We start from the raw sequence: 20646 nt of genomic DNA, 5'->3' as shown, positions 1-20646 counted from the left end.
TTCGAATCCCTCTTCCTCCGCCATATTTTTTTAAAAACTCATATCATCGCGGGGTGGAGCAGTTCGGTAGCTCGTCGGGCTCATAACCCGAAGGTCGCAGGTTCAAATCCTGCCCCCGCAACCAAAATGGTCCGGTAGTTCAGTTGGTTAGAATGCCTGCCTGTCACGCAGGAGGTCGCGGGTTCGAGTCCCGTCCGGACCGCCATTTTTAAAAAGATTACTTGGCTCGGTAGCTCAGTTGGTAGAGCAACGGACTGAAAATCCGTGTGTCGGCGGTTCGATTCCGTCCCGAGCCACTTTTACAAAAACATATTAACAGTATGGCGGTTGTGGCGAAGTGGTTAACGCACCAGATTGTGGCTCTGGCACTCGTGGGTTCGATTCCCATCAATCGCCCCATACATATTTTTGCGGGTGTAGTTTAGTGGTAAAACCTCAGCCTTCCAAGCTGATGTCGTGGGTTCGATTCCCATCACCCGCTCCATTTGTATATCCGTTCATGGGCCTGTAGCTCAGCTGGTTAGAGCGCACGCCTGATAAGCGTGAGGTCGGTGGTTCGAGTCCACTCAGGCCCACCATGATCTTCCGCAGTAGCTCAGTGGTAGAGCTATCGGCTGTTAACCGATCGGTCGTAGGTTCGAGTCCTACCTGCGGAGCCAAATGGAGAAGTACTCAAGTGGCTGAAGAGGCGCCCCTGCTAAGGGTGTAGGTCGCGTAAGCGGCGCGAGGGTTCAAATCCCTCCTTCTCCGCCATGATTGTATGGCCCGTTGGTCAAGCGGTTAAGACACCGCCCTTTCACGGCGGTAACACGGGTTCGAATCCCGTACGGGTCATTTTTAAAAGAGATCTTGTCAAAGATCTCTTTTTTATTTTCTTTAAAACGAAAGACCGCCATGATAGCGGTCTTTTTACATATTCATGGAATAGATCGTATAAGACAAGTATGTCGCAAAGAACCCCCATAAAACATAGGGGATCAGCAAAATTGGAACGACTTTGCTTAGTTTGCGTGAGACGATGACAAGTGCGAGTGCTGTCAGTGCAACAAGCAGACAGTCGATCGTAGCGGTAAACAAATCTTTTTGTGTGAACTGAAAAAAGCTAAAGGCTTGGTTAAATACGTAATTTAAAAGAAAAAGAATCCAAAATGGTAAAGTAATTTTTTGAAATCCATATTTCCCATAAATGATTGCTGCGGACAATGAGATGAGAGCAAATAAGACAGCCCATACAGCTCCAATCACACCACCACCAGGCGTCCATGCTGGTTTATTTAAAGCATCATACCATTCTCTGTCAATGGGGAACAAGAATCCTGCAATAGAGAATAGTGCGTATGTAATAAAGAAGACAACAATTGCCCAAATGATACTTTTTTTAGCCATCAAGCATCTCCTCCAATCAAATTCATTCTTAAAGTGATTTCCCAATAATTACATGATATAAACATAAAGTCCCCAATATGAGGGGACTAATGATTTTCTTCTGTATAAGGTTCTTCTTCGTACGGTTTCAAGTCACCAAATACCGTCATGACACCTTCTTCGTCTAAAGCTTTTTCATAGGCTTCGTGTGCTTTGTTCGGATACACCTTGCTTGCTTTCCCTTCAATATCAGCAGCTGCAAATCCTTCATAGTCCTCCACATAATCTTCGTCCTCTGATTGTGTGTACACATCATCGTATGTCAGAGGAGGAAATTCCATATCAGACGGGGTCTCAGAGTTTCCGTAGCGTTCTACGTCTTGGTAGGCATCCTCTCCATCATATGCAGCACTTTCTTCATTTTCAAATTGTCCCGCTGGCGGACTTAATAAATCTTCTTCAATGGGACGGTTTTGTGAAACGGTTTGTTCTTTTGAATGCTCTGTGCATGTGACAGCAGTAGGCAAGGCTTTTAAGCGTTCTTTTGGAATAGGAGCTTTACATACTTTGCACAAACCATATGAGCCGTCTGCAATGGCTTGAAGTGCTTTATTGACGTCTAACAGATGTTCATGTTCCAAACTGTTTAAAGCAATATCTTTCCCGCGCTCGAACAGTTCCGTCCCTTGATCGCCCGGATGGTTATCATAGGCTGACAGTTCTCCGACCGAATCATAAGGAAAGGATACTTTCTGTTCATCGTCATGGCTTTTGGCTTCAAGTTCTTTTTTTTCATCGAGAAGTCGCTGCTTCAAATGATGTAATTCGTCTTTAGACAACAAAGCGATCATCCTTTCATATCAAACATATTGTTAGTATGAGCAATTTTGTATAGAAGACTAGTACCAATTTGAAGCAATTCTTCATTAAAAAAACGCCCGCGGATGCAGGCGTTCTTTGTTACGCAATATAGTATTGTAAGATCAAAGCGATCGTTAGCAGAAAACCGAAGAATGTATTGGTTTGAGCTGTAGATTTCATAGCATTCATTAATTCAATCGGTTTTTCCTTTTGTTTAAACTCTTTAATGGCTGTATAGGCTTTTGGCACACTGAGCAAAACAAGAAGACTCCAAAGGCCGACGATATCTGTGAAGATATAAACAAAAATGAGTACATATGATACAAAAAACATAGAAAGTAAAATGTTCACTGCAGCTTTACGTCCAGCAAGGATTGCAAGTGTTTTTCGTCCATTTTCTTTATCGCCGTCTAAGTCGCGAATATTGTTCGACAGTAAGATGGCACCAACTAAAATAGAAATGGGTAATGAGACGAGAACAGCTTTAGACGTCAGTGTACCTGTTTGGATATAGAAACTAATCAGGATGATTCCTAATCCCATAAAAGCACCGGACACAAGCTCTCCAAACGGTGTATATGCAATAGGTACAGGTCCACCAGTATAGAAATAGCCTGCTGCCATACAAATAAGTCCTATCAGTGCGATCCACCAGCTAGACATCATGCAAATATACACCCCAAGTAATAAAGAAAGCGCAAATAGTGCATAAGCGAGGCTGAGGACTGTTTTTGGCTTTACACCGTTTCTTACAATGGCTCCGCCGATGCCGACAGATTTCTCATTGTCCAGCCCACGAACATAATCAAAGTACTCATTAAACATGTTTGTTGCGATTTGGATAAACATAGATGCAAATAGCATGGCTAAAAATAGCCCAACATGTATTTGACCACTTGGAAGTGCTAGAACAGTTCCTAAAGTAACAGGAATAAATGCCGCTGTTAGTGTATGTGGTCGTAGTAAATTCCACCAAATTCTCCAGTTTTTATCAGGCTTAATTGGTGAAAGCTGATCTGATATCGATTGATGCTGCATAAAATATACTCCTTTAAATAAAAAAATACGTACACGTCCAAATTCCAGTTTAGCAAAGTTCAAAAAGGTGTCAATATATTGATGCGATGAAACCTGAAAAAGATGTTTGCTAATCGTTGCCATATCAAGGGAAAGATTGATCTTAGAGAAGGTCCTGCCACTTTTTCTTTAGATGCTCTCGTTTCAAGAAGCAAGAGCGAAAAAATCTCGAAAGCGTGATATAATAAGGATTCGAGGTTTAAAAAGCTGTTTTCTTTACTAAGTTCATCTGTTAAGGTTTATAATAGAAAAGCAGGTCATTCGACATATTCGAATGTTCATGTATTTTTTCATTATGTTTTTATTTTTTATGTTATTTCATGGATTTTGGAGGAATGTATCATGGTGACAACAGTGCAAAGTACTTTCCGGCAGGAAGCGCTTGCGACATTAGAAGAAGCGAATAACGTCAACCATGCTGTTTTGATAAGCTACTCCAGAAGAGTTGACGATCTGGATCCTCTTGCCTTTTTCCAAAGCGGCGAAGCGGATTTTTTAGGCGAGCGGTTTTTTTGGTCTGATCCAGAAAGCCAAATGATTTTTTCTGGACTTGGTAGAGCGGCCGTCATTAAATCATCTGAGCAAGGCAAGGACCGATTCGATATCGTGCATCAAGAATGGGAACAGCTCAAGCAGCACATGTTCCATTTTCATGATGAGAAGGAGTTAAAGCAAGCGGCTGTTGGTCCGCTTTTATTTGGAGGATTTTCATTTGATCCGTATGAAGAGAAGGCGCAACACTGGGAAGCATTTGGTGAGGCTCATTTTTTTGTGCCATCTATCATGCTGACTGTCTCTAAAGAAGGCAGTTTTCTGACGATCAATGAATGGAAGCAGGTGGACGGGAATGTTCATCAGCTGATTCAGGAATTAGAACAGAAAGCCTCTCATTTCGAGACATCGCCGCTACGAACTGATGGACAAGCTGAGCTTGTTCATATGGAAGAGCTAGATGTGAAGGAATGGATGAAGGCGATTCAAGAAGCGACAGACCACATTCGTGCAAACGAATATGAAAAGGTTGTTTTAGCAAGAGAAGTCTTGCTTCACTATAAAAATCAAATTGAACTCGCTCCACTATTAGCACAATTATTAAAGCATCAAACAACAAGTTATGTTTTTGCGGTTGAACAGGGAAGACAAGCATTTGTTGGAGCAACGCCTGAACGCTTAGTAAAGAAAAGCGGTGGAGAGGTCTTTTCATCTTGTTTAGCAGGTTCCATTGTACGTGGAAAAGATGAAGCGGAAGATCAAGCATTAGGTGAGGAACTTCTGCAAGATGAGAAGAATTTGATTGAACATCAAATTGTTGTCAATATGATTGAACAAGCATTTGAGGCAAATTGCCTCCGCGTGCATAAACCAAATCAACCGAGTCTTTATAAAACAAAAAACATTCAGCATTTGTTTACACCGATTGTAGGAGAAATCAAAAGCAGCTGTTCTCTTTTTTCGTTAATTGAACAGCTTCATCCGACGCCGGCACTTGGCGGATATCCGAAGGAAAAGGCGGTTGAGGTGATTCGTGAAATCGAACCGCTCAAGCGCGGCTGGTATGCTGCGCCAGTAGGCTGGATTGATTCTCAGGATAATGGAGAATTTGCTGTAGCCATTCGGTCAGGTCTTATTGAGAAAGACCATGTTCGTTTGTTCGCTGGCTGCGGAATTGTAGAGGATTCCCTTGCAAAGCAGGAGTATGAGGAAACGCAAGTGAAATTAAGACCTATGCTGTCTGCTCTTGGAGGTCATCCCATTGAATAATCAAATTATGACAACATATATTGGCAGATTTATGGATGAATTTGCCCAAGGTGGTGTGAAGGAGGCCGTTGTCTGTCCGGGTTCCCGTTCAACTCCGCTTGCGATGCTGGCACTTGCCCATCAAGAGATAAATGTCCATGTGCTTGTGGACGAACGGTCTGCTGCTTTTTATGCGCTAGGTCTTGCGAAAGCAAGTCAAAGACCAGTGCTGCTCATTTGTACTTCAGGTACGGCAGCTGCTAACCTTTATCCAGCCATTGTAGAAGCGCATTATTCCCGTGTACCATTGATTGTTTTAACTGCTGATCGGCCGCACGAATTGAGAGAGGTAGGGGCACCTCAAGCGATTGATCAGCAATTCTTATTCGGTAAGTTTGTTAAATGGTTCACAGACTTAGCCTTGCCAGAGGAAAGTCAAACAATGCTACGTTATGTTCAGACGGCAGCTGCGAGAGCAAATCACATGTCAATGCAGGAGCCAAAGGGGCCTGTTCAGGTCAATGTGCCACTGAGGGAACCATTACTCCCTGATCTGTCTATTGATCCTTTCAAGCGGGAAGAAACGAATGCGAAAAAGGTATTAGCAGCAGGCTATGCTTTCCCAAATGATCGTGTAATGTCTGAAATTGTGACCACCATGAACCAATTCAAAAAAGGATTGATTGTGGCTGGAGAACTTCATACAGAGGAAGAGAGAGAGGCTGTTTTACGTCTTTCAAAGGAAATGCAGTTTCCGATTTTAGCTGACCCGCTTTCTCTATTGCGAAATGGGCATGATGATGAAGATCTGATTATTGATGCGTATGATTCTTTATTAAAAGATGAAGCATTGCAGCAGCATTTATTGCCGGATATGGTGATTCGGTTTGGACCGATGCCTGTGTCGAAGCCTTTATTCAAGTGGCTGGAAAAACATGCGGAAGTGAAGCAGGTTGTTGTGGATGCTGCAGGAGGTTTTCGCGATCCTGGGTTAAGTGCTTCATATGTCATTGAAAGTCATGTGGCTGCTTTTGTAGATGAAGCATTAAAGAGAGCAGAGCAACGTGAGGATACAAGTTTCTTAAAACGCTGGCAGAATGCCAATTCTTCATTCAGATTACATGCATCCCGCTATTCTGACGAGGATTTGTCTTTTGAAGGGAATGTGTACCGTCAGCTTCAGCACCTTTTACCAAAGGAGAGTGTCCTTTTTATTGGAAATAGTATGCCGATTCGTGATGTGGATACTTTTTTTGAAACGCAATCTAAGCCTTTTCGGATGATGGCGAATCGCGGAGCAAATGGTATTGATGGTGTTGTGTCTACAGCACTTGGTACTTATGCAGCTTTGAAGCAGCCTGTCACGTTAGTCATTGGAGATTTATCATTTTACCATGATATGAACGGGCTGCTTGCGGCTAAGCTGATGGACATTCCACTGACAGTTGTTTTGTTAAACAATGATGGGGGAGGGATCTTTTCTTTCCTTCCACAGGCGTCTGATGAACCGTATTATGAAAAACTCTTCGGTACGCCAACAGGCCTGAATTTTGAGTATGCCTCAAAGTTATATGGGGGAACCTATTCGAAACCGGTAACGAAGCAAGAGTTTCATGATGTGTATATGGCGCATATAGATGAACCTGGGCTTCATTTAATTGAAATAGAAACAGATCGGCATTCCCGTGTAGGCAAGCATCGTGAAATGATGGATGACATCTTGGAAGAAGTGAAAAAAGAATGCCTTCTCTCATAATAAGAATGCGTGATGGGGTAGCGTACGAAGTGGTGGACGAGAATCCCTCAGCTGATAATGCCACACTATGCTTACACGGCTTTACTGGAAGTGCAGCGTCTTGGACGTTTTTGAATGCTTATTTGGAAAATACAAGATTGATACAGGTCAGCTTGCTTGGGCATGGGCGTACGGACTCGCCAGAAAGTGTGAGAAGATATGCGATGTCAAGGCAGCTGGCAGATCTTGCAGAGATTTTAAACCAATTAAAGCTTCACAAAGTGAATATTCTCGGATATTCTATGGGAGGGCGTATTGCTTTATCATTTGCCGCTCGTTATCCAGATCGTGTCAACAAACTGATCCTTGAGAGTACGTCTCCAGGGCTTCGCACATTTCAAGAGCGGATGGCAAGACTGAAGCAGGATCATCAGCTCGCCCAAAAAATCAGGCATGAAGGCTTAGTGAAGTTTGTGGATTTTTGGGAGAGCATTCCTTTGTTTGCTTCGCAGAAAGCTTTATCAGCGGAAAGGCAGGCTCAACTGAGAGAGGGAAGGTTGAAAGCTAATCCTCTTGGGCTGGCTCGAAGCTTAGAAGGCATCGGAACAGGTTCACAGCCCTCTGTTTGGAATGCATTAAAGCATATTCATTTGCCTGCTTTGTTCATTTGCGGAACGCTTGATGAAAAGTTCTGCAATATCGCGAAGCATATGCAGCAGGAGCTGAAAGGCAGTCAATTGATATTGGCTGAGCAGGCTGGGCATACAGTTCATGTGGAACAACCACATTTTTTTGGTAAAATAGTAAGTGAGTTTATTTTAGCGCAAGATTAGAGGAGGAAATATTGATGGCTATTGAATGGCAAACTGAGCGTCATTATGACGAAATTTTATATGAAACGTACAATGGGATCGCAAAGATTACGATTAATCGTCCACACGTACATAACGCGTTTACCCCAAAGACTGTTAGTGAATTAATTGATGCATTTTCACGTGCTCGTGATAATTCAGAGGTTGGTGTAATTGTTCTTGCAGGTGCAGGCGGTAAAGCATTCTGCTCTGGTGGAGACCAAAAAGTTCGCGGCCATGGCGGTTATGTGGGAGATGACCAAATTCCACGTCTAAACGTATTAGACTTGCAGCGTTTGATTCGTGTGATTCCAAAGCCGGTTGTTGCGATGGTTGCAGGTTATGCAATCGGAGGCGGACACGTTCTTCACATAGTATGTGACCTCACAATTGCAGCAGATAATGCGATTTTTGGACAAACCGGTCCAAAAGTTGGCAGCTTTGATGCTGGTTATGGTTCAGGCTATCTTGCACGTATTGTTGGTCATAAGAAAGCGAGAGAAATCTGGTACTTATGCCGTCAATACAATGCACAAGAAGCGCTTGATATGGGACTTGTCAACACAGTTGTACCATTAGATCAGCTTGAAGAGGAAACAGTGAAGTGGTGTGAAGAAATGCTAGAGAAAAGTCCGACTGCTTTACGTTTCTTGAAAGCTGCATTTAATGCGGATACAGATGGACTAGCTGGAATTCAGCAATTTGCAGGAGATGCGACTCTTCTTTATTACACAACAGATGAAGCAAAAGAAGGACGCGATTCCTTTAAGGAAAAACGCAAGCCGGACTTCGGTCAGTTCCCGCGTTTCCCTTGATTCAATGATATCGATGAAAACAGCTTAGTGCATCAGACTAAGCTGTTTTCTTTTACAAAAAGGAGGTGTCATGATGAAGCAACCGAATTGGCTGCTGCACCGTGCCTATTTAACGCCAGATCGAGTCGCGCTCATTTATCAAAATAAAGAGTGGACATTTCACGAATTAGCTCAAGAAGTTGACGAGCTTTCAAATAGACTTGCACAAGCATCATTGAAAAAAGGGGAAACGGTTGCGCTTTTGATGAATAATCAGCCTCAAATGGTGATGCTAGTTCATGCTTGTTTTTTATTAGGATTAAAAATTGTGCTATTGAACAATAAGCTGACAAAAGCTGAAAGACGCTATCAGCTTGAAGATGCAAAAGCAGCGGCTTTATTAACGGAATCTGTTTTTGCAATCGATCATGTAAGTGATTTACCTGTTTATACAATGGAGACTTTACCTGAAGCAGAGCAAGGCGATGAAAAGAAAATCGAGAGCGAATTTGATTTGAATGAAACAGCGACCATCATGTATACATCTGGAACAACTGGGCGTCCAAAAGGGGTGGAGCAAACGTTTGGCAATCATTTTCACAGTGCTGTTTCCTCAGCATTGAATATGGGGCTCAGAGAGGATGACCGCTGGCTCATTGCGCTGCCCCTTTTTCATATTAGCGGATTATCTGCTTTATTTAAGTCGGTCATATATGGCATGACTGTTGTGCTTCATCAGAAGTTTGATGTTGATGAAGTAAAGGATTCTATTGAACAGCATCGTGTGACAATGATCTCTGTTGTTCAGACGATGTTATCCCGTCTATTAAGCAGACTTGAAGAATGTCCATCTTCTTTGCGTTGTCTTTTATTAGGCGGAGGACCTGCGCCTTATGCGATGCTTCAAGAAAGCAAAGAGAAGGGCTTTCCTGTCTTTCAATCGTACGGTATGACGGAAACCTGTTCACAAATTGTGACCCTTGCGCCTGAATTTAGTGTAGAGAAGCTTGGTTCAGCGGGTAAACCTCTTTTTGGATGTGAGCTGAAAATTCAAGATGGCGAACGTATTTGTCGTCCTTTTGAGCATGGCGAAATTATCGTTAAAGGTGCAAATGTCATGAAAGGATACCTTTATCGTCAAGACGCGACGGCGGCTGCATTTGATGAAGGGTGGCTGAAAACAGGTGATATTGGCTATGTGGATGAGGAAGGGTTCTTATATGTACTTGACCGCCGTTCAGATTTAATTATTTCTGGAGGAGAAAATATTTATCCTGCGGAAATTGAAGCGGTTCTGTTAACACATCCGCATGTCAAGGAGGCCGGAGTGACGGGTATGTATGATGATAGATGGGGAGAGGTACCTGCTGCCTTCCTTGTAACAGACGATAAAATACCGGAGAATGAGCTCTATGCTTTGTGTGAGTCGCATTTAGCCAAATATAAATGGCCCGCGGCTTTTCACTTTGTGGACGAGCTGCCAAGAAATGCGTCCAATAAATTGCAGAGGCACAGACTCAAGTCAAAGGGGTTTTCAAATGATTCAAATTGAACGAGTAATTTTATATCATGTCACAATGAAGCTTAAACAGCCATTTACAACAAGTCTTGGCACCATTTCTGAACGTGAGTTTATTATTGTTGAAGTAAAAGATCAAACAGGATTGACTGGATGGGGAGAGGTATCTGCTTTTTCTTCTCCGTGGTATACAGAAGAAACAATCGAGACTTGCTATCACATGCTGAGGGCTTTCTTTATCCCGAATGTGCTGACGCGCACCTTTACACATCCTTCAGAAATACCTGACAGTCTCTATCATTTTAAAGGCAATAGGATGGCGAAAGCAGGCATTGAAGCGGCTGTTTGGGATATTTATGCGAAGCGTGAAAATAAGTCCTTACGTGACGTATTAGGCGGTACTAAAGAGAGAATACCATCTGGTGTTGTGGCGGGGTTAGGTCCTATTGACGATATGCTTCAGCAAATTCAGCAATATGTTGACCAAGGTTATCAGCGGGTGAAGGTGAAAATTAAGCCGGGACAGGATATTGGACTTCTTCAAAGGATAAGAGAGTCTTTTCCTGACCTTCCATTAATGGCAGATGCAAACTCCGCTTATGAATTAAAGGATATTAGCAAGCTTAAGCAGCTCGATGATATTCGTTTATTAATGATTGAACAGCCTCTAGCTGCAGATGATATTGTGGACCACCGCCATTTGCAAAAGCATTTAAAAACGCCGATTTGTTTAGATGAAAGTATTTGTTCTTTAGATGATGCTAGAAAAGCTATAGAGCTTGGCAGCTGTCAAATTATTAATGTGAAGCCTTCACGAGTGGGCGGACTGACAGAGGCACTTAAAATTCATACGTTTAGTAAGGAGCACCAAATTCCTTTATGGTGCGGAGGGATGATTGAAACTGGTATTTCCCGCGCACAGAACGTGGCACTTGCGTCGCTTCCGCAATTTACAATTCCCGGTGATATTTCAGCTTCGTCAAAATATTGGGAGCAGGATATCATTTATCCTGAAATCAAGGTTGAAAATGGATTTATTGAGGTGCCTCGTTCCCCAGGAATGGGTGTGGAAGTTGATTATCAAGCACTTCGTTCATTTTCAGATAAAATTGACGTGTTTACAAAACATGATTTTGTGAGATGAAAACGAAGGAATCACCTTTTGCATATCAAATAGAATCTATGTATAGTGAGGAAAAGTTTTTCTTTCCTGTCTGAACAAAAAAGAAAGAGCGGCAACCCGCTCTTTCTTACTCTTCTATCAGCTCGCTGTCATAAGCAAGCTGTCCGATATACTGATGCATGTCATTGGGCATGTTTGCTGCATGACCATATTCATAATCCCAAAGGTTTAAAAAGGAGTGAGCGGCTTGATAAAATGCGGCTTCATCCGCGTCATGAATTTCGTCAAAAAACGTTTGAAGCAGCCGATCATGTTTCAAATTGAAGCGCCTCCTTTAAATGAGACTTAAAGATCTTGTGGTTTAAACGTTTTACAATCTGTTTCTTCACTTTTCTCAGCCGTATTTCCTGTGTGGCTGACGACATAAATTGCATCAGCACCACAGCGGTTTCCAGCATTCCAATAGGAACAGTTATTGACTTCACAAAGGATTTTTTGACTCATATAGATGACCTCCTTTTGAATATGTCTTTCATTTATAATGTAACCGAAATGAACCATGTCCATTCATGTCAATCTTCCTGACGAATGTAACGCTTATCCTTCATAAACAATTTCCAGAAGAAATAAAATCCAGGAAATAAGATAACAAAACCTACAATATAGGTGATAAATAATGCCCTAAATGTGACAGGGTCTGTAAATCCAGACATGATTGTAATATCTGGATAGGCCATATAAGGCAAATGAGCATGACCGTACACATAGCTTGCTAAGAAATATTGAATCGTAATCGCAATGACCGCCAAACGCGGTCTCCCTTTTCGATGCTTGAACCGCCTGTTTGGTAAAAACAGAGCTAGCCCTGCTAGCAAAAACATTAGGAGTGATACAAGAAGAATAGGAATGTGCTGCATCATTTTTGTAAATAGCCAATTGGCCTCGCTTCGTAATGTCAGCATGATAAAAAAGGCCATCATAAGTGACAGTGGACCAGTAATGAGCGCACCTCTTCTATAAATGCTGTATGCTTCGTCTTCATCCGCCACATTTGAAAAATCAGCTAAAAGCAAAGCTGAAAGAAAAAGGGTGCTGAAAATGGCAAAGCCTACGAAAGAATAGACATTTGCACTTGTAAAGACGAGTCCTAGGTCTAACGAGTAGACGTTATTCTCCTGATAGATAAATCCACCATGGGTAATCGGGAGAACCATGATCAGGATGGACGGAATGATAAACCCGCTAATCCCTGAAATGTATGTGACGACTTTTCTGTATTTTTTAGGCAGTGAATGAGAAAACACGAGAAACCCGCTTCGCAGTGCAAGAAGCAATAATATGATGCTGCCTGGTATTAATAAAACGGTGCCAAGTACAAAGGTCGCACCTGGAAACAGGCTGAACAATGCGACGACGATGGCCACAATGAAGACGTTTGTCACTTCCCATGTTGGAGAAAGATACTTATTTGCGATATTTGCGGCCTTTGTTTGTTCCCTATTCATATAAATCATTGACCAAAATCCTGCGCCGAAATCCATTGATGCCATCACTGCATAGATAAACACGAATCCCCATAAAATGGTGATTGCAATGAGCGCATCGGTTGTAACATCCATTTGCATCAAGATCGCTCCCTTTTTAAGATTCTGTTAACCGTAGGTCTTCTTCAACCGAATGTTTTCTAAAGTAGTATGTCAGCACAATAACGGTTGCAATGCCTAAGATGAGATAGACAATGGCAAATAGGATAAAGAGTGTCCCGATCGACCCTGATGATGTGACGACTTCTGAGGTTTTGAGCATTCGATAAATGACCCATGGCTGCCGGCCTGTACATGCAAAGATCCAGCCAAATTCAATAGCCAAAAGACTAAGAGGACCGCCGAATAAATAAAGAAAAAGAAGCCATTTCGGATAATGCTCGCGTTTTAAAATTTTACGGTAAAGCAGTGCTAACACAGCAAACAGTATGAGCACTGATCCAATAATGACCATGCCGTTAAATAATGTGTGAATAAATAAAGGCGGCCACTCGTCACGAGGAAAATCATTTAACCCTTTGACCACTGTATCAAAGCTATTTCCTGCCAGAAAACTCAGTGCCCAAGGAATTTCAATAGCACCTTTAATCTCCTGCGATTCGGCATCTGTAAAACCACCTATTGCAAGAGGCGCATGTGATTGCGTTTCAAACAAACCTTCAGCACCAGCGAGCTTTTCAGGCTGATATTCATAGAGCAACTGAGCGGATTCGTGACCATTTAAGGCTGTTAGAAAAGAGAAAAGTCCTCCTACAATCAGTCCAAGAAAGAGGGCCTTTCGATGAAAGGTATAGAGCTTTTCATTCTTTCTTGTTTTCAGCATTTTAAAAGCTGCCACTGAAGCAATTACAAATGCGCCTGTTGTAAAAGCAGACAGCACGACATGTGTAGCGGTCACAACAAAGCTAGGGTTGAAAAAGGCCTTCCAAGGCTCGATATTTGTGATTTCTCCATTCACCATCTGAAAGCCAGCAGGTGTCCCTTCAAAAGCATGTACGTTTGTAATCAGAATCGCTGATGCGGCTGCGCCAATGACGATAAAAATAACGGTAATGATGCGCATAGAAGATGATAGGCGATCCGCTGCGTACACATAAATAGACATAAATAATGCTTCTATAAAGAACGCATAAATTTCAATCTGGAATGGCAGTGACATGACCTTTCCGATGACCTCCATAAAACCCGGCCATAAAAGAGCAAGCTGTGTACCAGCAATAGTACCTGTTGGAATGGCGACCCCTAAGAGGACAGCCTGTGCTTTTGTCCACCGCTTGGCCATGATGGCATAATGCGGGTCTTTCGTTTTTTGAAAGATGAGTTCAGCTAACAAAATCATTAGCGGGATGCCGACACCAAGTGAGGCATAAATAATATGAAAGCCCATGGTTGTGCCGAATAGGCTTCTAGCTAAAACGAGATCAGTCAATTTTTTCTCCGCCTTTCTTATCGCTTCTCTTTTTCATGATGCTTATTATTCTCCACCATTTTTAGATTATTCTTCCTGACTAAGAAAGCTTGTTTTTTGACAGGTTGTAAAAGAGGGAGTAGAATATAATTATAAAACGTAATAATTACGTTTTGATGACGAAAGGAGTTTTGACATTGAAAAGAGATATTCATCCAACCTCACATGAAGTTGTATTTATGGACGTAAACAGCGGTTACCGCTTCTTGAGTAGATCGACAAAGACATCAAATGAGACAGTAGAGTGGGAAGACGGGAAAACATATCCTGTCATTAAAGTAGAAACAAGCTCAGATACACATCCTTTTTATACAGGGCGCCAGAAATTCGGTGAAAAAGGCGGAAGAGCTGAGCTGTTTAAGAAAAAATATCAAATGTAAAAAAGAAGCACACCTTTATAAAGGTGTGCTTTCAGATTGTTGACAAAGGGCTAAAATGATCTTTATTTTAGCCCTTTGTCTTCTTTTCAGCGTGATAGAAAACCTTTGCAGTCTAGGAAGGGCGAGCACCGAAGCGGAGCGAATTTGACATTCGTGAGCACCGGAGCGCAGACCTGACACCGAATGCGAGGGTTTGTCTACATGCTGGAAGCACACCCTATAAAGGTGTGCTTTTTATGACAGCAAAAAACCCCGGATCATAACCCGGGGTTCAAAGAATTAATCATTTAAAGCGGTTTTTAAGGTCTTTAAATTTTGTTTCATTAAGCTGACGTAGCTTTCGCCATTTTTGGCATCATCTTCTGTAATGGATTCGAGATTTTTAAGGGTCAAGCTTTTTGCCCCAATTTCACTACGGATCGTATCTGATACTTTGCTGCTGACGTTGTTTTCAAAAATAACATATTGAATGTGGTGCTTTTCCGCTTTTTGTACAATGTTTTCGAGCTGCTTTTGTGATGGCTCTTCTGAAGCGGATAATCCTAAAACACTGATTTGCTCAATGCCATAGCGCTTTTCCCAATAACCATAAGCTGCGTGAGAAACAAGGATTTCTTTATGCTTCGCTTTAGATAAGGTTGTTTTGAATTCTTGATCTAACGATTGCAGCTCTTTTTTTAGATTTTCATAGTTTTTTGTGTATTCGTCTTTATGATCTGGATCTAATGAAACGAGTGTGTCTTTAATGTTTTTTGCCATTGTCTGCGCATAAACTGGATCTAACCATGCATGAGGATCTTTATCTCCGTGATCGTGCCCATCATGATCATGCTCTTCACCTTCATGTTCATGATCTTCGCCTTCTTCATGTGCATGTTCGTCTTTTGTCGATAATAATTTGATACCTTCAGCTGCTTTGACTGTTTTTACGCCTTGGTCTTTTAATGTGGCAGCCGTTTTGTCTGCGAATGCTTCAGCCCCTGTGCCGCTGTAGATGAAGGCATCCCCTTCAGCCATTTCAACCATTGTTTTTGAACTTGGTTCAAAGCTGTGTGCATCTGCATTGGCAGGGTACACACTTTGTGCGTTTACATGAGAGCCACCAATTTTTTCAGTGAAATCTTGGATCGGGAAAATCGTGGTGTAAATGTTTAGTTTCCCGTCTGCCTTACCTTTTGAAGCATTTGTCCCCGCACTGCTTGAGCAAGCGGCGAGACCGATCGCGAATAAAGCAGCTGTTAAAATATAAAAGATTTTTTTCATGTAGAAAATGTCTCCTCTCAATCCAATAGATAGAAATGATTACGATTTAATGTCCTGAGTTATTGTATCGTAATAATTACGATTTGAAAAGGGGAAAATAAAAATTTTTCGTCAGCAGATGTTTCCTCTAAAAAAATAGGCTGCAAAACGTGACGAGATTTCTCACATTGTGCTATATTTATTTTTAAAAAAAGATAAAGGAATGGACAAACGTATGAAACTTTTAGATGAAATCATCGAATATAATCAACAATTTATTGAAGAAAAGAAATATGAAGAATTTACAACGACGAAGTTTCCACAGAAAAAAGCTGTCATTCTATCATGTATGGATACAAGACTTGTTGAGCTGCTTCCGCGTGCCATGAACATGAAAAATGGAGATATTAAGATTGTCAAAAGTGCAGGGGCACTTGTTTCTCATCCATTTGGAAGTATTATGCGCAGCATTTTAGTAGCTGTTTACGAATTAAACGCTGACGAGGTATATGTCATTGGGCATCATGATTGCGGTATGAGTAAAATCGATAGCAAAACACTTTTAAATAAAGCCGTTGAGCGTGGTATTCCAGAAAAACGTATTGAAGTACTGGAATACTCAGGAATTGATTTTGAACAGTGGCTCAAAAGCTTTAGTTCAGTTGAAGAGAGCGTGAAAGACAGTGTGTCCGTTGTCAAAAATCACCCGCTTCTTCCATCAGATGTGCCTGTACACGGGCTTGTCATTGATCCTGGGACAGGGAAGCTTGACTTAGTTGTGAATGGATATGAAGAAAAGTAAGTTACTTTTCCTTTTTAGGCGGGACGGGATCAATGCCGCCAGGGTGGAGCGGATGACACTTTAAAATTCGTTTGATGGTGAGCCAGCCTCCCTTGATCGCCCCATGTGTTTTGATTGCCTCTAGGCCATAGTTTGAGCATGTTGGATAAAACCGGCAGCTAGGCGGTGTGAGAGGGGAAATACATTTTTGATAAAAGCGTATGATACCGATAAATATTTGTTTCATAGAGGTTCCTCCTTGTCTGTCTTCCACAGTATAAGAAAAAAGGACAAGGAAGGAAAGTTTTATAAACTAAACTGGTCGGAGAAATATGCTATAATATAGAAAATTGCAATTATAGGAGTGGTCATTATGCCTTCAGTCGAAAGCTTTGAATTAGATCATAATGCTGTAAAAGCGCCATATGTTCGTCATTGCGGCGTTCATAAAGTGGGATCAGATGGTGAAGTAAATAAATTTGATATTCGTTTTTGTCAGCCAAACAAGCAGGCGATGAAACCTGATACGATTCATACATTAGAGCATTTACTTGCGTTTAATATTAGAACACACTCAGAGAAATACGATCATTTTGATATCATTGATATTTCTCCGATGGGCTGCCAGACAGGCTACTATTTAGTTGTCAGTGGTGCACCAACTCCAAAAGAAATCGTAGAATTGCTTGATGCAACATTCAAGGATGCCGTTGAGGTAACAGAAATTCCTGCTGCAAACGAAGAGCAATGCGGTCAAGCGAAGCTTCATGATCTTGAAGGGGCAAAACGTTTAATGCGTTTCTGGCTTTCTCAGGATCAAGAAGAGCTTTTAAAAGTTTTTGGTTAATAAAATGATGAACCGGACATTTAGGTGTCCGGTTTTTTATTTGAATTCGATCATGAGATGTAAAAATAGGGGATATTTGTTAAAATGGACATGTCAGTAAAAGAAGGGGGAAACGCGGGATGCGAAAAATGATGGGAATGATTTTGATGCTTACGTTATTAAGTGCATGTGGAAACTCTGCAGCAAATAGCGGCAAAGGGGAAGTGCCTGAACTATTAGAGGTCAAGCTTACAGGACCTGAGCAAGTGGAGAAAAATGAAAGCGTTATAGTAAAAGCAGCTGTCACATATGGTGATACGCCTGTTGACGATGCAGATGATGTTCAATTTGAAGTGTGGAAAGATGGCGACAAGGATAACAGCAAAATGATTCAGCCAAAGAAAGAAAATAAAGGTGTATACGAATTGCACACAGCCTTCAAAAAAGATGGCCTTTATATCATACAAGTCCATGTGACAGCTAAACAGCAGCATAATATGCCGAAGACGAACATTCACGTAGGTGAAGTGAAAAAAGAGAGTTCATCTACTGAAGAAGAAACCTCACATCATTGAAAGCGGTTTTATTTTGGGTTAGGACGTTGGTTTGGTTCAGTATCCTGTGGTGAATCGACTTTATGCTTATATTCATAAGCCTTCGATGTCGTCCACAGTGATAAAAAGACAACGATTGAGATAATGATAAAGCTGATAATCCCAAGTAACAGCATCTAACTCCCTCCTTATTTCCATATTAACATATATTTCATGCAGTCAAAATAGAAGAAATTCATGGCAGGTTTCAGTATAATAAGAAAAGGGTATTCTCATACTAAACGCAATTACATAAGGAGGAAATGAACATGTCTGAAAAATTATTAAACGTTGTCAATAAACAAGTAGCTGATTGGACTGTGCTTTACGTGAAATTACATAACTATCATTGGTATGTAAAGGGAAAAGACTTCTTTACACTCCATGAGAAGTTTGAGGAATTATATACAGAAACAGCTACATATATCGATGATTTGGCTGAGCGTATGCTTGCTTTAAATGGACAACCTGTTGCGACAATGAAAGAGTGCTTAGAAATTTCTAGCATTCAAGAAGCAGAAGGCAATGAATCAGCAGAGCAAATGGTGAAAAACCTATATGACGATTTCTCCAATATCGCAGAGGAATTAAAGCAAGGAATGGATCTGGCTGCAGAGGTTGGCGATGAAACAACAGGTGATATGCTGCTTGCAATTCATCAATCAATTGAGAAGCACAATTGGATGCTTAAAGCATTTTTAGGATAATACGTATGTGGAAGGAATGTCGATCATCAATAGATCGACATTTTTTTTGATTGAATTGGGACAGACAGCCCATTGAAATCATAGGGCTTTCAGCCGAAGAGAAAAGAGAAGGGAGGGAAGAAGATGTCTTCTATTGCAGGAATGATGAGTCAGCAAGTAGCGAGCATTCAAAAAACACTTAATATCAGTTTGTTGAATTCACAGCTTGCTACGAATACAGCACAAGCTATGGTGATGCTGGATCAAGTACAGCAGCAGCCTCAAGCTGTTCAGCCCAAGGATTCAGACGCTAGCTATATTGATGTTAGAGTCTAGGAAGGAGCCGCCGCGCAAGGCGGCTTTTTCTTGTTAAAAGGCAGAGCCTTTATTTTTTGTTGTCCAAGCTTTTGCGAACTTCCGGCATATACTATTGAGGTAAGGAGTTCCACTTTGAAAGGATGTTGATGCCAAGTGAGCAAGGATTTAGGCATCTTTTCGTTGGTTACAGTCAGTTTGTCGGCGATGGGCTTTCTGTTTGGTGGAGCAGGATATTTACTGATGATATTAGTGGCATTGATGGGCATTGACTTAATTTGTTCGAGCCTAAGAGAATCTGTTACTGGGCAGCTCACAATGAAGCGTTTTTTTACACGGCTTGTTCGAAAGGTTGTGACAATCTCTTTAATATCCATGGCACATTTCTTCGATGTTATGCTGAAGACAAATGGGACGATTAAGGATTTAGCGATCATCTTTTATATTATTTATGAATCATACCAAATCGTCTCGACAGCCAGAGCCCTCGGAATTCCGATTCCGCAGTTGTTTATTGATGTGTTGGACATGTTGAAAAATAAATTGCGAAAAAAGCCGTAATTTCCTCATATCTGGTCATACTAAAGGAAAAAGGATGATTCAGATGGCGAGGCACACATACTATGTATCTGTCCAAGATGGATCGATATCACAGCATAGAGACGCGGCAGCTTGGCAATTTCAAATAGAAGCAGATGACGATCAAATTTTACAGCTGAGAGACTATTTTGATGAACAGTATATGACAGATTGGAAAGGCTTCTTTCGGGCGCATGTTCCATTTCTTGAATATCATTATGATAGTCCAAATGATGAAATGGATAGAAAAAGAAAAGAGATCTACTCAATGATTTATGAACTCGGGAATGAAGAGACAAGGAGCTTTATTGAGACAAACGGTTTGATGAGTTGAAAAAGCATGTAGAGAATCTCTACATGCTTTTATTTTCGTGGTTGTAAAATACCTCCGATCAGATCACTAATCCCGCCTCTATTTTCTTGCGACGAATTGGTGAGATCATGAGAGGAGCTCTGACTCTGAGGCTTGTAGCGATTATCATCTAAACCAACCCGCAAGCCAGATGTACGCTCAGATGGCTGGATAATGACAATTTGGTCTTGCTCTTGGAACTCAAATAAGTAGGATTCGCCAGATGTTTGTCCGATAAAGGTTTTCCAGTTTACATCTAGTTTGACTTTCGGTGCTTTGCCCGTCCAAGCGACAATAGCGTCAGGGTCTACACGGCAGGGGGCTTTTAAAATGAGCGGGTTTCCATTCGTTTTGATGGCGACCTGCGCTCCGTGTCCTTGATAGGATAGCTTTGACGTAAACAGTCCTTTTTGTGATAAAATACCAACGCCTACTGGTGTGACGCCGTAATGACATTCCTCGGTAAAGGCTAATAAATCTTCACTTTCTACGCTTACATGCTGCCAAGGACCGCTTGGCTCAAGATTGATCACTGTCACATGCTCACTTGAGTCCGCTAAATAGCAAGTACCTTGTCCACTCACTTCCATCATCTCAAGATTTTCACCTGTCAACTTTCTGCTGATATGGTTAAATACTTGACTGACCATATTTCCTTTATTCGTTCCGAGTAATCGCTTGCGGTATTGGAACGTTCCTTGATCGGCAATCATGGCGCCTTTTTTGGCAAAAAAGATCCCGCTGCCTTCTGCTTGTAAGGTCAGTTCTTCTATCGTGTTGAAATGAAATCCCATAGGTGCAGGCTCCCTTCCTTC

General features: G+C 41.6%; 25 protein-coding genes and 9 tRNA genes. 23 read left to right on the top strand and 11 right to left on the bottom strand.

Translation table 11 applies throughout. The features are described from left to right. The first annotated feature begins 47 nt into the window (after window positions 1–47). The 9 genes from AKG37_RS04515 (at window position 48) to AKG37_RS04475 (ending at window position 834) form a co-directional block, all read left to right on the top strand. A tRNA-Met gene (locus AKG37_RS04515) sits at window positions 48–124 on the top strand. Between the two features lie 4 nt (window positions 125–128). Further along, window positions 129–205: transfer RNA gene (locus AKG37_RS04510), tRNA-Asp, on the top strand. An 18-nt stretch (window positions 206–223) separates the two neighbouring features. Next, a tRNA-Phe gene (locus tag AKG37_RS04505) sits at window positions 224–296 on the top strand. Window positions 297–323: 27 nt separating this feature from the next. Beyond that, window positions 324–399, top strand: a tRNA-His gene (locus AKG37_RS04500). Window positions 400–410: 11 nt separating this feature from the next. After that, window positions 411–484 (top strand) — tRNA-Gly (locus AKG37_RS04495). A 17-nt stretch (window positions 485–501) separates the two neighbouring features. After that, window positions 502–578 (top strand) — tRNA-Ile (locus tag AKG37_RS04490). 6 nt (window positions 579–584) lie between these two features. Further along, a tRNA-Asn gene (locus tag AKG37_RS04485) sits at window positions 585–659 on the top strand. Between the two features lie 3 nt (window positions 660–662). Beyond that, window positions 663–753 (top strand) — tRNA-Ser (locus AKG37_RS04480). Between the two features lie 9 nt (window positions 754–762). Next, window positions 763–834: transfer RNA gene (locus tag AKG37_RS04475), tRNA-Glu, on the top strand. Window positions 835–909: 75 nt separating this feature from the next. Here the strand turns inward: AKG37_RS04475 and AKG37_RS04470 are convergent. The 3 genes from AKG37_RS04470 to AKG37_RS04460 form a co-directional block, all read right to left on the bottom strand. Continuing rightward, complete coding sequence (locus AKG37_RS04470) at window positions 910–1386, bottom strand: TspO/MBR family protein (RefSeq protein WP_060697738.1); 477 nt, start codon at window positions 1384–1386, stop codon at window positions 910–912. Between the two features lie 86 nt (window positions 1387–1472). Further along, the gene (locus AKG37_RS04465) at window positions 1473–2207 is read right to left on the bottom strand and encodes a TraR/DksA C4-type zinc finger protein (protein WP_060697737.1); all 735 of its coding nucleotides are present in this window, start codon (window positions 2205–2207) and stop codon (window positions 1473–1475) included. Between the two features lie 118 nt (window positions 2208–2325). Beyond that, window positions 2326–3264, bottom strand: a complete 939-nt coding sequence (locus tag AKG37_RS04460) for a 1,4-dihydroxy-2-naphthoate polyprenyltransferase (protein WP_060697736.1) — start codon at window positions 3262–3264, stop codon at window positions 2326–2328. Window positions 3265–3645: 381 nt separating this feature from the next. On the opposite strand from AKG37_RS04460, the gene AKG37_RS04455 reads away from it, so the two are divergent. The 6 genes from AKG37_RS04455 (at window position 3646) to menC (ending at window position 11086) form a co-directional block, all read left to right on the top strand. Next, window positions 3646–5064 (top strand): isochorismate synthase, encoded by a 1419-nt coding sequence (locus tag AKG37_RS04455; RefSeq protein WP_060697735.1) that lies wholly within the window; start codon window positions 3646–3648, stop codon window positions 5062–5064. Then, entirely contained in the window at window positions 5057–6799 is a 1743-nt protein-coding gene (menD, locus tag AKG37_RS04450) for a 2-succinyl-5-enolpyruvyl-6-hydroxy-3-cyclohexene-1-carboxylic-acid synthase (protein ID WP_060697734.1), read from the top strand. Before AKG37_RS04455 ends, menD begins: the two co-directional genes overlap by 8 nt. After that, a complete protein-coding gene (menH, locus tag AKG37_RS04445) occupies window positions 6784–7611 on the top strand; it encodes a 2-succinyl-6-hydroxy-2,4-cyclohexadiene-1-carboxylate synthase (protein WP_060697733.1) in 828 nt (275 codons plus the stop codon). The genes menD and menH overlap by 16 nt, the downstream gene beginning before the upstream one ends. A gap of 14 nt (window positions 7612–7625) precedes the next feature. Further along, on the top strand, window positions 7626–8444 hold the full coding sequence (menB, locus tag AKG37_RS04440) for a 1,4-dihydroxy-2-naphthoyl-CoA synthase (RefSeq protein WP_060697732.1): 819 nt from the start codon (window positions 7626–7628) through the stop codon (window positions 8442–8444). 70 nt (window positions 8445–8514) lie between these two features. Continuing rightward, the gene (locus AKG37_RS04435) at window positions 8515–9975 is read left to right on the top strand and encodes an o-succinylbenzoate--CoA ligase (protein WP_060697731.1); all 1461 of its coding nucleotides are present in this window, start codon (window positions 8515–8517) and stop codon (window positions 9973–9975) included. After that, window positions 9962–11086 (top strand): o-succinylbenzoate synthase, encoded by a 1125-nt coding sequence (gene menC / locus AKG37_RS04430; RefSeq protein ID WP_060697730.1) that lies wholly within the window; start codon window positions 9962–9964, stop codon window positions 11084–11086. Before AKG37_RS04435 ends, menC begins: the two co-directional genes overlap by 14 nt. Window positions 11087–11192: 106 nt before the next feature. On the opposite strand, the gene AKG37_RS04425 is transcribed toward menC, so the two are convergent. The 4 genes from AKG37_RS04425 to AKG37_RS04410 all read right to left on the bottom strand — a co-directional run bounded on the left by AKG37_RS04425 (window position 11193) and on the right by AKG37_RS04410 (window position 14038). Further along, window positions 11193–11384, bottom strand: coding sequence for a hypothetical protein (locus AKG37_RS04425; RefSeq protein ID WP_060697729.1), 192 nt, complete (start codon window positions 11382–11384; stop codon window positions 11193–11195). Between the two features lie 26 nt (window positions 11385–11410). Then, the gene (locus AKG37_RS04420; RefSeq protein ID WP_008360682.1) at window positions 11411–11569 is read right to left on the bottom strand and encodes a DUF1540 domain-containing protein; all 159 of its coding nucleotides are present in this window, start codon (window positions 11567–11569) and stop codon (window positions 11411–11413) included. A gap of 68 nt (window positions 11570–11637) precedes the next feature. Further along, window positions 11638–12684, bottom strand: coding sequence for a cytochrome d ubiquinol oxidase subunit II (locus AKG37_RS04415; RefSeq protein ID WP_193391695.1), 1047 nt, complete (start codon window positions 12682–12684; stop codon window positions 11638–11640). Between the two features lie 22 nt (window positions 12685–12706). After that, window positions 12707–14038, bottom strand: coding sequence for a cytochrome ubiquinol oxidase subunit I (locus AKG37_RS04410; RefSeq protein ID WP_060697726.1), 1332 nt, complete (start codon window positions 14036–14038; stop codon window positions 12707–12709). A gap of 176 nt (window positions 14039–14214) precedes the next feature. Here AKG37_RS04410 and AKG37_RS04405 point away from each other — a divergent pair, with 176 nt between their 5' ends. Further along, the gene (locus tag AKG37_RS04405; RefSeq protein ID WP_041086807.1) at window positions 14215–14457 is read left to right on the top strand and encodes a type B 50S ribosomal protein L31; all 243 of its coding nucleotides are present in this window, start codon (window positions 14215–14217) and stop codon (window positions 14455–14457) included. A gap of 279 nt (window positions 14458–14736) precedes the next feature. Here AKG37_RS04405 and AKG37_RS04400 read toward each other — a convergent pair whose 3' ends face one another. Continuing rightward, window positions 14737–15720, bottom strand: a complete 984-nt coding sequence (locus tag AKG37_RS04400; RefSeq protein WP_060697725.1) for a metal ABC transporter solute-binding protein, Zn/Mn family — start codon at window positions 15718–15720, stop codon at window positions 14737–14739. Between the two features lie 214 nt (window positions 15721–15934). Here AKG37_RS04400 and AKG37_RS04395 point away from each other — a divergent pair, with 214 nt between their 5' ends. Next, on the top strand, window positions 15935–16501 hold the full coding sequence (locus AKG37_RS04395; RefSeq protein WP_060697774.1) for a beta-class carbonic anhydrase: 567 nt from the start codon (window positions 15935–15937) through the stop codon (window positions 16499–16501). A gap of 1 nt (window position 16502) precedes the next feature. On the opposite strand, the gene yidD is transcribed toward AKG37_RS04395, so the two are convergent. Beyond that, entirely contained in the window at window positions 16503–16727 is a 225-nt protein-coding gene (gene yidD / locus AKG37_RS04390; RefSeq protein ID WP_039180891.1) for a membrane protein insertion efficiency factor YidD, read from the bottom strand. A 126-nt stretch (window positions 16728–16853) separates the two neighbouring features. Between yidD and AKG37_RS04385 the strand changes: the two genes are divergently transcribed. Both AKG37_RS04385 and AKG37_RS04380 read left to right on the top strand, forming a co-directional pair. Beyond that, a complete protein-coding gene (locus AKG37_RS04385) occupies window positions 16854–17327 on the top strand; it encodes an S-ribosylhomocysteine lyase (RefSeq protein ID WP_003217624.1) in 474 nt (157 codons plus the stop codon). 119 nt (window positions 17328–17446) lie between these two features. After that, window positions 17447–17881 (top strand): FixH family protein, encoded by a 435-nt coding sequence (locus AKG37_RS04380; protein WP_060697724.1) that lies wholly within the window; start codon window positions 17447–17449, stop codon window positions 17879–17881. Window positions 17882–17889: 8 nt separating this feature from the next. Here the strand turns inward: AKG37_RS04380 and ytzI are convergent, their stop codons facing one another. Further along, the gene (gene ytzI / locus AKG37_RS04375; protein ID WP_059375225.1) at window positions 17890–18036 is read right to left on the bottom strand and encodes a YtzI protein; all 147 of its coding nucleotides are present in this window, start codon (window positions 18034–18036) and stop codon (window positions 17890–17892) included. A 132-nt stretch (window positions 18037–18168) separates the two neighbouring features. On the opposite strand from ytzI, the gene AKG37_RS04370 reads away from it, so the two are divergent. From AKG37_RS04370 to AKG37_RS04355, 4 genes are all read left to right on the top strand, one after another. Beyond that, window positions 18169–18606 (top strand): Dps family protein, encoded by a 438-nt coding sequence (locus tag AKG37_RS04370; RefSeq protein WP_060697723.1) that lies wholly within the window; start codon window positions 18169–18171, stop codon window positions 18604–18606. A gap of 123 nt (window positions 18607–18729) precedes the next feature. Continuing rightward, a complete protein-coding gene (locus AKG37_RS04365) occupies window positions 18730–18921 on the top strand; it encodes a hypothetical protein (protein ID WP_060697722.1) in 192 nt (63 codons plus the stop codon). Between the two features lie 135 nt (window positions 18922–19056). Then, window positions 19057–19461 (top strand): phage holin family protein, encoded by a 405-nt coding sequence (locus AKG37_RS04360; RefSeq protein ID WP_060697721.1) that lies wholly within the window; start codon window positions 19057–19059, stop codon window positions 19459–19461. Between the two features lie 43 nt (window positions 19462–19504). Further along, on the top strand, window positions 19505–19813 hold the full coding sequence (locus AKG37_RS04355; protein WP_060697720.1) for a hypothetical protein: 309 nt from the start codon (window positions 19505–19507) through the stop codon (window positions 19811–19813). 29 nt (window positions 19814–19842) lie between these two features. Here AKG37_RS04355 and AKG37_RS04350 read toward each other — a convergent pair whose 3' ends face one another. After that, window positions 19843–20625 carry an AIM24 family protein gene (locus AKG37_RS04350; protein WP_060697719.1) on the bottom strand — a complete coding sequence of 261 codons (783 nt, stop codon included), beginning with the start codon at window positions 20623–20625 and terminating at the stop codon, window positions 19843–19845. Between the last annotated feature and the right edge of the window lie 21 nt (window positions 20626–20646).

This window comes from Bacillus australimaris, assembly GCF_001307105.1.
Lineage (GTDB): Bacteria > Bacillota > Bacilli > Bacillales > Bacillaceae > Bacillus > Bacillus australimaris.
The sequence above is the reverse complement of the archived record's forward strand: the minus strand, read 5'-3'. Positions and strand labels throughout refer to the sequence as shown.

Bases quoted from the DNA above. Each gene is read 5' to 3' on its own strand.
- AKG37_RS04470 (WP_060697738.1), bottom strand. From the start codon at position 1,386: ATGGCTAAAAAAAGTATCATTTGGGCAATTGTTGTCTTCTTTATTACA.
- AKG37_RS04460 (WP_060697736.1), bottom strand. From the start codon at position 3,264: ATGCAGCATCAATCGATATCAGATCAGCTTTCACCAATTAAGCCTGAT.
- AKG37_RS04455 (WP_060697735.1), top strand. From the start codon at position 3,646: ATGGTGACAACAGTGCAAAGTACTTTCCGGCAGGAAGCGCTTGCGACA.
- menH (WP_060697733.1), top strand. From the start codon at position 6,784: ATGCCTTCTCTCATAATAAGAATGCGTGATGGGGTAGCGTACGAAGTG.
- menB (WP_060697732.1), top strand. From the start codon at position 7,626: ATGGCTATTGAATGGCAAACTGAGCGTCATTATGACGAAATTTTATAT.
- AKG37_RS04435 (WP_060697731.1), top strand. From the start codon at position 8,515: ATGATGAAGCAACCGAATTGGCTGCTGCACCGTGCCTATTTAACGCCA.
- menC (WP_060697730.1), top strand. From the start codon at position 9,962: ATGATTCAAATTGAACGAGTAATTTTATATCATGTCACAATGAAGCTT.
- AKG37_RS04420 (WP_008360682.1), bottom strand. From the start codon at position 11,569: ATGAGTCAAAAAATCCTTTGTGAAGTCAATAACTGTTCCTATTGGAAT.
- AKG37_RS04415 (WP_193391695.1), bottom strand. From the start codon at position 12,684: ATGGATGTTACAACCGATGCGCTCATTGCAATCACCATTTTATGGGGA.
- AKG37_RS04400 (WP_060697725.1), bottom strand. From the start codon at position 15,720: ATGAAAAAAATCTTTTATATTTTAACAGCTGCTTTATTCGCGATCGGT.
- AKG37_RS04395 (WP_060697774.1), top strand. From the start codon at position 15,935: ATGAAACTTTTAGATGAAATCATCGAATATAATCAACAATTTATTGAA.
- yidD (WP_039180891.1), bottom strand. From the start codon at position 16,727: ATGAAACAAATATTTATCGGTATCATACGCTTTTATCAAAAATGTATT.
- AKG37_RS04385 (WP_003217624.1), top strand. From the start codon at position 16,854: ATGCCTTCAGTCGAAAGCTTTGAATTAGATCATAATGCTGTAAAAGCG.
- AKG37_RS04380 (WP_060697724.1), top strand. From the start codon at position 17,447: ATGCGAAAAATGATGGGAATGATTTTGATGCTTACGTTATTAAGTGCA.
- ytzI (WP_059375225.1), bottom strand. From the start codon at position 18,036: ATGCTGTTACTTGGGATTATCAGCTTTATCATTATCTCAATCGTTGTC.
- AKG37_RS04370 (WP_060697723.1), top strand. From the start codon at position 18,169: ATGTCTGAAAAATTATTAAACGTTGTCAATAAACAAGTAGCTGATTGG.
- AKG37_RS04365 (WP_060697722.1), top strand. From the start codon at position 18,730: ATGTCTTCTATTGCAGGAATGATGAGTCAGCAAGTAGCGAGCATTCAA.
- AKG37_RS04355 (WP_060697720.1), top strand. From the start codon at position 19,505: ATGGCGAGGCACACATACTATGTATCTGTCCAAGATGGATCGATATCA.
- AKG37_RS04350 (WP_060697719.1), bottom strand. From the start codon at position 20,625: ATGGGATTTCATTTCAACACGATAGAAGAACTGACCTTACAAGCAGAA.